Here is a 3,767-nt window from a genome sequence, read left to right on the forward strand (position 1 = left end):
GCCGCCGGCTTCGTGCAGCCACGCGTCGTGGAACACCGCGGCGTTGTTCACCCAGCCACGCAGCTCGCCGAACGATCGCGCGCGGTCGAGCGCCTGCTCGAGCACCTCGGGATCGCCCGCGTCGCCCACGACGGAGGCGCAGGATGCCGCGTCGAGCCACTCCGCCGGACGCACGTCGACCACGACCACCGCCGCGCCCTCGTCGGTGAGGACCTCGGCGATCCGCCGGCCGATCCCGCCGGCGGCTCCGGTCACCACGTGGACTGGCTTCGGCTCGGCCATGGGGTCATCGTAGGTCGAACGCGCGCACGCGGCATCCGCTGATCGCGTCGATTCGATGCGCGAGACGCCCCGAATCCCTAGGCTGAACGTCGATCGGACCACCTCGTCCGGCATCCGCAGTTCCGCACCTCGGGGGAGGGGCGCCGATGTTGAACTGGTTCTACGGCAGCAACGTGTGGATCACGCTGCCGCTGTTCGTCGGTGGGTTCGTGCTCGTGTCGTGCCTCATCGTCGTGGGCCTCCGCCCGGTCGTGCACCGGTTCGTCGACGACACGAAGGAGTGGGACCGCGCGCTCGCCCACGTGATCGGCACCTTCGGGGTGTTCTTCGGCATCCTGCTCGCGCTCGTCGCCGTCTCGGTCTACGAGAACTTCGCCTACACCCGGCAGGCCACGATCGAGGAGGCCGGCGACGTCGGGGCCCTCTACCGCGCCACTCAGGGACTGCCCGCCGAAGACGGTGAGCCCATGCGGCAGTCGCTCGACGATTACATGCACGCGGTCATCGAGATCGACTTTCCGCAACAGGAGGCGGGCCTCCTCCCCGACGCGAGCGACGGCGAGGTCGACGAGTTCGAGGCGCGACTCCACCAGATCGAGGCGCAACCCGGCGACGAGCAGGCCGAGTTCAACCAGGTGCTCGCCACGTTCGACACGTTCATCGAGTCGCGTCGTGCTCGCATCGACGCCACCGCCCTGGCGCTGCCGCCACTGTTCTGGCTCGTGATCTGGGTGGGCGCCGCGGTGAACGCGGTGCTCATCGCCTTCATCGCCGTGCGGAGCGCCCGGCTCCACCTGCTGATGGCAGGACTTCTCGCCCTGTTCATCGGCCTCGTGATCTACGTGACCGCCGACATGGACCACCCCTATGAGGGAGCGATCTCGGTCGGCCCGGGCGCCTACGAGCGGGTGCTCGAGCAGATCATCGACAATCCCGACTAGACCGTCAGCCGCACGTCGACGGCGTCGCCCACCTCCAGGCGCTCCGCCTCGCGCACCCACGCCTTCACCGGCACGATGTAGCCGCCGTCCTTCGGCCAGAGCGACGTGGCCCACTCGCTGCCGCCGATGCGCACGGTGGCGGGGACCATGCCCCAGCCATAGGTCACCGCCGGGGCGATCGCCGCGATCGCGTCGCACTCGTCGGCGGGCACGGTCACGAAGTGCCACGGAGCCGGGCCGCGCCAGAACCACACGTCGCCGGTGAACGCCAGGTGCATGCCCGTCATCGTGAGGTCACGCCGTGATCGAACCCACGAAGGCCCACGCCTCCTCGGCGAGCTCGCGCCAGCGCTCGGCGCCGGCATCGAACGGCACGGCCGCCCACTCCCGCATCGGGCTGCCGCGCATGATCATGTGGTCGAGCGCGAGGTCGTGGATGCGCTCGGACGGCAGCTTCACGACTAGGCGCCCGTCGCTCGCCACGAACGCGAACAGCTTGCCGCGCACCGAGTAGCCCTCGGAGCCGAACATGCGGCCGACGCCCACGTCGGGCCGCGCGACGAGGTCGCCCGCCGCCTCGGCGAGCCGCTCGCGCCCGCGCGCGCGGTCATCCATGCCTCGACGATACGGCGCCCCGCCGACACGCACCGCCCGCGGCATCCGTTCCCCGTCGCCGCATCCGCCTACCGTGCGGCATCCGCTACTCGTGAGGACACGATGTGCGGGTGCGGCTCGCGTTGGACCCGCAGATCTCGTCCTGACGTGGGGAAGCGCACCCGCCTGCAGCCGCTCGCCCCGGTGTGCGCTCGCTGCCCGGCATCCGCTCGCCTCCGGCGTGTCGAGATGACGCGAATCGACCTTCCGACGCGCGCGAAGGTCGATTTGCGTCATCTCGGCGAGCTCGCGCGCGGCGGTCGACCCGCGGCATCCGCTCGGCCCGCGGCATCCGCTCGGCTCAGTGGTAGCGGCCGCTGTAGGCGTTGATCGCGGGCTGGCCGCCGAGGTGCGCGTAGAGCACGTTCGAGTCGCGGGGGATCTCGCCGCTCGTCACGAGGTCAATGAGCCCGGCCATCGACTTGCCCTCGTAGACCGGGTCGAGAATGACGCCCTCGAGGCGGCCCGTGAGCCGCATCGCCTCGTCGGTGGACTCCACCGGCACCCCGTAGAGGTCGCCCGCCCACCCCTCGAGCACGGTGATCTCGTCGTCGCGCAGCTCGCGCCCGAGCTCGATGAGCGCGGCGGTGTTGCGCGCGATGCGGGCGACCTGGTCGCGGGTCTCGTCGATCTTCGCCGAGGCGTCGATGCCGATGACGCGCCGCTGCGGTCCGCCGAAGTTGTGCTCCAGGTCGGCGAAGCCGGCGATCATGCCGGCGTGCGTCGATCCGGTGACCGAGCACACCACGATCGTGTCGAAGAACACGCCGAGCTCGCGCTCCTGCGCGGCCACCTCGTGCGCCCAGTTCGCGAAGCCGAGCCCGCCGAGCCGGTGATCGGATGCCCCGGCCGGGATCGCGTACGGCGTGCCGCCGCGCTCCTCGACGTCGGCGATCGCCTGCCGCCACGAGTCCTTGAAGCCGATCCCGAACCCGGCGGGGGAGAGCCGCACGTCGGCGCCCATGAGCCGCGACAGCAGGATGTTGCCGACCCGATCGTTGACGGCATCCGGCCAGTCGACCCAGTGCTCCTGGACGAGCACCGCCTGCATGCCGAGGTGCGCGGCGACCGCGGCGACCTGCCGCGTGTGGTTCGACTGGACGCCGCCGATCGACACGAGGGTGTCGGCGCCCTTCGCGAGCGCGTCGGGCACGAGGTACTCGAGCTTGCGGGTCTTGTTGCCGCCGAAGGCGAGGCCGCTGTTCACGTCCTCGCGCTTCATCCAGATGCGCGCGCCGCCGAGGTGGTCGCTCAGGCGGTTCACCGGATGCACCGGGCTCGGCCCGAACGTCAGCGGGTGGCGTGGGAAGTCGGCGAGTGCCATGGTGCTCCTCTGGTGGGGGTGGTCTGAGACGGGTGACGGATGCCGCTACGCGGACGCGTGCCCGTCGGTGGCGGTGTCGACGGCCGGCTCGCCGTCGTCGAGGTGCAGAAGCCGGCCGAGGGTCGACCAGTTCTCGCGGGCGGCGGCACCGGCCTCGTCGGCACGGCCGTCGGCGCAGAGCTCGATGATGCGGGCGTGGTCGGCGACGGAGCCCCGCCCGGCGAGCGAGCTGAACCGTGCGCGCTCGAGCCGTCGCAGGAGCGGCGTGACCTGTTCGAGCAGGCCCGGCAGCAGGGGATTCGCGCTGGCGCGCACGGCGACGCCGTGGAAGTCGTCGTCGGCGGAGATCGCGGCCTCCACGTCGTCGGCGTCGAGCGCCGCGGCGAATCGGTCGTTCGCGGCGCGCATGGCGTCGAGGTCGGCGTCGATGAGCTGCGGAACCGCGTCGCGGACCGCGAGCTCGTGCAGGGCGGCCGCGATGCGCTGCGCTGCGAGCGCCGCGCGCGTGTCGAGCGGAGCGACGACGGTCTGCTTGGCCCGCCGGGTGTGCACCAGCCCCGCGATCT

The 3,767-nt window shown here is 71.6% G+C and carries 6 protein-coding genes; 1 reads left to right on the plus strand and 5 read right to left on the minus strand.

Features of this window, described 5'->3' with window-relative positions:
- On the minus strand, window positions 1-282 hold a 282-nt coding region (locus AC1DY2_RS16985; protein ID WP_476763483.1), incomplete at its 3' end, for an SDR family NAD(P)-dependent oxidoreductase.
- Between the two features lie 146 nt (window positions 283-428).
- Here AC1DY2_RS16985 and AC1DY2_RS16990 point away from each other — a divergent pair.
- Window positions 429-1,223 (plus strand): bestrophin-like domain, encoded by a 795-nt coding sequence (locus tag AC1DY2_RS16990; RefSeq protein WP_476763484.1) that lies wholly within the window; start codon window positions 429-431, stop codon window positions 1,221-1,223.
- On the opposite strand, the gene AC1DY2_RS16995 is transcribed toward AC1DY2_RS16990, so the two are convergent.
- From AC1DY2_RS16995 to AC1DY2_RS17010, 4 genes are all read right to left on the minus strand, one after another.
- Window positions 1,220-1,501 (minus strand): DUF1905 domain-containing protein, encoded by a 282-nt coding sequence (locus AC1DY2_RS16995; RefSeq protein WP_476763485.1) that lies wholly within the window; start codon window positions 1,499-1,501, stop codon window positions 1,220-1,222. The two genes, AC1DY2_RS16990 and AC1DY2_RS16995, sit on opposite strands and share 4 nt — an antisense overlap.
- 16 nt (window positions 1,502-1,517) lie before the next feature.
- On the minus strand, window positions 1,518-1,838 hold the full coding sequence (locus tag AC1DY2_RS17000; RefSeq protein ID WP_476763486.1) for a hypothetical protein: 321 nt from the start codon (window positions 1,836-1,838) through the stop codon (window positions 1,518-1,520).
- Between the two features lie 340 nt (window positions 1,839-2,178).
- Window positions 2,179-3,201 carry a 1-aminocyclopropane-1-carboxylate deaminase gene (locus AC1DY2_RS17005; RefSeq protein WP_476763487.1) on the minus strand — a complete coding sequence of 341 codons (1,023 nt, stop codon included), beginning with the start codon at window positions 3,199-3,201 and terminating at the stop codon, window positions 2,179-2,181.
- A 45-nt stretch (window positions 3,202-3,246) separates the two neighbouring features.
- Window positions 3,247-3,767 (minus strand): GntR family transcriptional regulator (locus tag AC1DY2_RS17010; protein WP_476763488.1); only part of this gene is annotated, 521 nt, incomplete at its 5' end.

Source organism: Agromyces sp. P1_H4 (assembly GCF_056405255.1).